Origin of the sequence: Autumnicola aciditolerans, from assembly GCF_041679265.1 — a bacterium.
Taxonomy (GTDB): Bacteria; Bacteroidota; Bacteroidia; order Flavobacteriales; family Flavobacteriaceae; genus Autumnicola.
In genome coordinates, this window is sequence record NZ_JBGFSM010000043.1 from 1 (window position 1) to 3,815 (window position 3,815).

Genomic DNA, 3,815 nt, shown 5'->3' on the forward strand with positions numbered 1-3,815 from the left:
ATGAAGAAAGGGTTCGACTTTAAGTAATAAAGCCAAACCCCTTTATTTAAAACTTACACACTTTACGGGATAGTGTCAATAATTGGAAACAAAAACATATAGAAATAAGAAATAGGATTTCAACAATTGTAGAAGGGAAGAATGATAGCTTAAAAGGAGCTTTAAGAAAATATTCTTATTTAAATTTAGGCATCCTTACAAATAATGAATCTTTAATAGATGCTATATTAACCAATACAGCATGGGAGGCTGCAAAATCTACTGGGATTATTGCGGAATTTGATTTTGAAACAACCCAAAAGCTTACTCATGTGTATGCAATGCAAGAAGAACTTACGCAAAGAACAATTTCAAAAATATTGGATTATTATTTTGACAGCAACGCCCACGATCTTGAAAATATTGATAAAATTTTAGTACAATTTCAATTAAGATTTTGGGAATTAACCGGACAAGAAGAATTGATGACCGGACTCTACGAAAATGCTATAAAAAGCATTGAAAAATAAAAATATATTAAAAAGGCAGATTTAAAGAATCATTATACTGGTTTCCTGAACATGAGTTTCACCTTGAGTATAAAAATATACGCAACCGGCTTCAATTTATAGGACTTACTATGAGGGACTAGGAAATTAAAGAAATCCATTTGCTTGAACAATATGAAGAAGAAAAAGAGATTCTAACCCACTAACTTGTGAACCCATGCTAAAGTTTTTCCGAAAGATCAATATGGAACGAGGCAGGTTTAAGAAATACCTCGTGTATTTAATTGGAGAAATGTTCCTTATTGTTTTAGGCATATTGGTGGCACTGCAAATACATAATTGGAATCAGCAACGGGTAAATTCGCGTACCGAAATCCAATATCTTCAAAATATAAAACGGCAGCTCAAGGAGGATTTGGAGGAAATTGTTGGCAATAAACAGTACAACCAAAAGTATTTGAAGGAGTTCCATAGCGCTATCAGCATTATTCAGGCTAATGACCGATCCAACATTGAAGTGTTGGGAGGAATAAGTGCCAATCTTTCCAAATATTCCGATTTCCGAAGAAAGAGCAATGTCTATCAAACCCTCATCAACAGCGGCGAAGTAAAATATATTACCAATTATGATATTATTGAAAACCTGCAAAGCCTTGAAGAAACCTATACCCTTATTAATAGGTTAGAAGAAACTCACAACGCCGCTATTATGAATTTTGCCGTACCCACCTTAGTAGATGTCATTAGTTTTAGTACGCTTACGGTCAAAAAACCCGAGGTGCTCTTTGATTACCGGTACCAGAATATGTTTGTATTGTTTACGGGGCTTATGAAGGAAAAGGAAGAAATATACACCAAAGCTCAAAAGGAGATTGAGCATATCCTCTCCCAAATTGATATGGAAATCGTTTCAAAATAAACCTATGAACCTCTTACAGCAACCGTATCCTTATTTTTTCCAGAATAAAAGGATGGCAAAGATAGCGGGATTAATTTTGGTAATTGTATTTGTTTTTTTGGTAGCCTTTAAGCCGTTCCATATTAATGAGACCGAACATCGGTTTCCCTATGTGGTGACCGCACTTATCCAATCCTTTTCCTCCGCTGTTGTTTTTATGCTGGTACTTGGTGGCTTCAATGCTGTTATAAATGAAAAAATGGAAGAAAGCTGGACGGTGCTGAAAGAAATCGGGTTGTTGTCCGCAGTGTTTTTTTGTATGGGGGTAGGAAATTTTTTTATCAGGAATTTAATTTACAATAACCCCAACAATCTTTCCTTTCATTATTTTTTTGAAGAAGTATCGCATACATTTTTGGTAGGCGTTTTGCTCACCATCATTTTTACATTTACCAATACGGAAAGGCTCATCCGGCTACATAAAAAATTTGCCACCCAAGTAACCAAAGACCCACCGCTAATAACACCAAAAGAAGCCGAAGTGTTTATTGAAACAAATAATGAATCGGATAGTTTCACCCTTTCCATTGCTCATTTTTTGTATGCCAAGGCAGATGGCAATTATGTAGAATTTTATTGTACCGATACTGGCCATCTTCAGAAAAAAGTATGCCGGATAACCCTAACTCAAGTAGAAAAGCAATTAAAGGATTTTTCGGCTATTGTTCGTACCCACCGGTCGTATTTGGTACATACAAAACGCATCCAAAACGTGGAGGGGAACGCCCAGGGACTACAACTTACCATGAGAGCCGTGCCGGAGAAAATTCCTGTATCCCGAAGCCAGATTCCCGCTTTCAGAAAGGTGATGAACGGCTGATGGCTTTGTTGTTCGTCAATGTTCTTGTAATCCGTCACAAAAGCTTGCTACTCCACACATCCATTTGATTTATAAGCGGTTTCCAACTTACTTTTGAGCCAGACAATTAAAACTATTTTATTATGGAAACGGTAAGAAGGTATGATTTGGATTGGTTACGGGTACTGGTTTTTGCCTTGCTCATTTTATACCACGTAGGAATGTTTTTCGTCCCCTGGAGTTGGCATATTAAGAATAATGAAATTTCTGAAGGGCTTACCATCCCTATGCTTTTTTTAAACCAATGGCGCATTCCTATTTTGTTTATTATTTCAGGAATGGGAACATGTTTTGCACTTTCAAAAAGGAATTGGTGGCAATTTATAAAAGAACGCCACAACCGCTTAATGATTCCGTTATTGGCAGGAATGGTAGTGGTAATTGCCCCACAGGTTTATATAGAACGGTTACTTGATGCCAGTACCACAAGCGGTTATTTTGATTTTTACCTGCACGGTTATTTTACCAAAGAACCCTACCCAACCGGAAATTTCAGTTGGCACCATTTATGGTTTTTGCCCTATCTTTTTATTTATTCGGTTATGCTGAGTCCTGTTTTTATTTATTTCAGGAAATTTCCTGAAAATAAGTTCATAAAGGGAATGAAGCGATTGTTTCAAAACAAAGGGGGAATTTTTGGGTTTCTACTCCCGTTGTTGCTCATCTTCATTTTCATGGAGCCATTGTTTCCGGTGACGCATTCACTTGTGGGGGATTGGTATTATTTGGCATTTAATCTTGTATTTTTTTTCTACGGTTATTTATTTATATCCTTTAAAGAAACCTTTTGGCAAATAGTAAAGCAATATAAAAAAATGGCCTTCGCAATTGGGGCAATCTCTTTTACGGTATTTATAATTGCCATTTATCAGCCGGAAGGCCCCGTACAAAATGTAGTTTACATAACTTCAAAATTTCTGAATATAGGAAGCTGGATCATCGCTATTTTCGGATATGCTGCAACCTATCTTAACAGAAAAAGCAGTTTGGTACAATATTGCAATAGGGCGGTGTATCCTTTTTATATTTTTCATCAGACTATAACTGTTATAGCTGCTTACTTTTTACATGATAAGGATATTGCGATCTGGATTAAATTTATATTGCTTACCATTGTGACTTTTGGGATTGCATGGGTATTGTATGAAATTGTTAAACGTTTTAAAGTCACGAGTATTCTGTTTGGGATTAAACCCAGAAAAAGTACTAAAAAAGAGAAAGTACCAGGAAAACAGTTTATGAATAAATTCTGTGTAGTGGAGGAAAATATTTGATTTTTACAGGCAGTCTTTTAGACTGGTATATTTTACAATTATTGGTTATAACCTTCACACACTTAAAACTATGGTTAGATAATTAAATAGGATTCATTATTTTTTCTTAAGCGGTATTGCAGAATATTCAGATCCTATAAAATTCTGATAGCTTTCTTGGTATCCACCCCACCAACTGCATCTTGATTAGCTGACTTTCGACCGGTAGCTTTGCTCTAAAATAATATTTATTATGA

4 protein-coding genes are annotated in these 3,815 nt (G+C 35.7%); all 4 read left to right on the plus strand.

Annotated features, from left to right (window positions below):
- The first annotated feature begins 311 nt into the window (after positions 1-311).
- Entirely contained in the window at positions 312-509 is a 198-nt protein-coding gene (locus tag AB8M93_RS18410) for a hypothetical protein (RefSeq protein WP_373060397.1), read from the plus strand.
- Positions 510-705: 196 nt separating this feature from the next.
- Positions 706-1,407, plus strand: a complete 702-nt coding sequence (locus AB8M93_RS18415) for a DUF6090 family protein (protein ID WP_373060399.1) — start codon at positions 706-708, stop codon at positions 1,405-1,407.
- 52 nt (positions 1,408-1,459) lie between these two features.
- A complete protein-coding gene (locus AB8M93_RS18420) occupies positions 1,460-2,266 on the plus strand; it encodes a LytR/AlgR family response regulator transcription factor (protein WP_373060401.1) in 807 nt (268 codons plus the stop codon).
- A 122-nt stretch (positions 2,267-2,388) separates the two neighbouring features.
- Complete coding sequence (locus AB8M93_RS18425; protein ID WP_373060403.1) at positions 2,389-3,579, plus strand: acyltransferase family protein; 1,191 nt, start codon at positions 2,389-2,391, stop codon at positions 3,577-3,579.
- Positions 3,580-3,815 lie beyond the last annotated feature (236 nt).

Excerpts from the sequence above, each read along its gene's own strand:
- AB8M93_RS18415 (WP_373060399.1), top strand. The coding sequence starts at position 706 with ATGCTAAAGTTTTTCCGAAAGATCAATATGGAACGAGGCAGGTTTAAG.
- AB8M93_RS18425 (WP_373060403.1), top strand. The coding sequence starts at position 2,389 with ATGGAAACGGTAAGAAGGTATGATTTGGATTGGTTACGGGTACTGGTT.
- AB8M93_RS18420 (WP_373060401.1), top strand. The coding sequence starts at position 1,460 with ATGGCAAAGATAGCGGGATTAATTTTGGTAATTGTATTTGTTTTTTTG.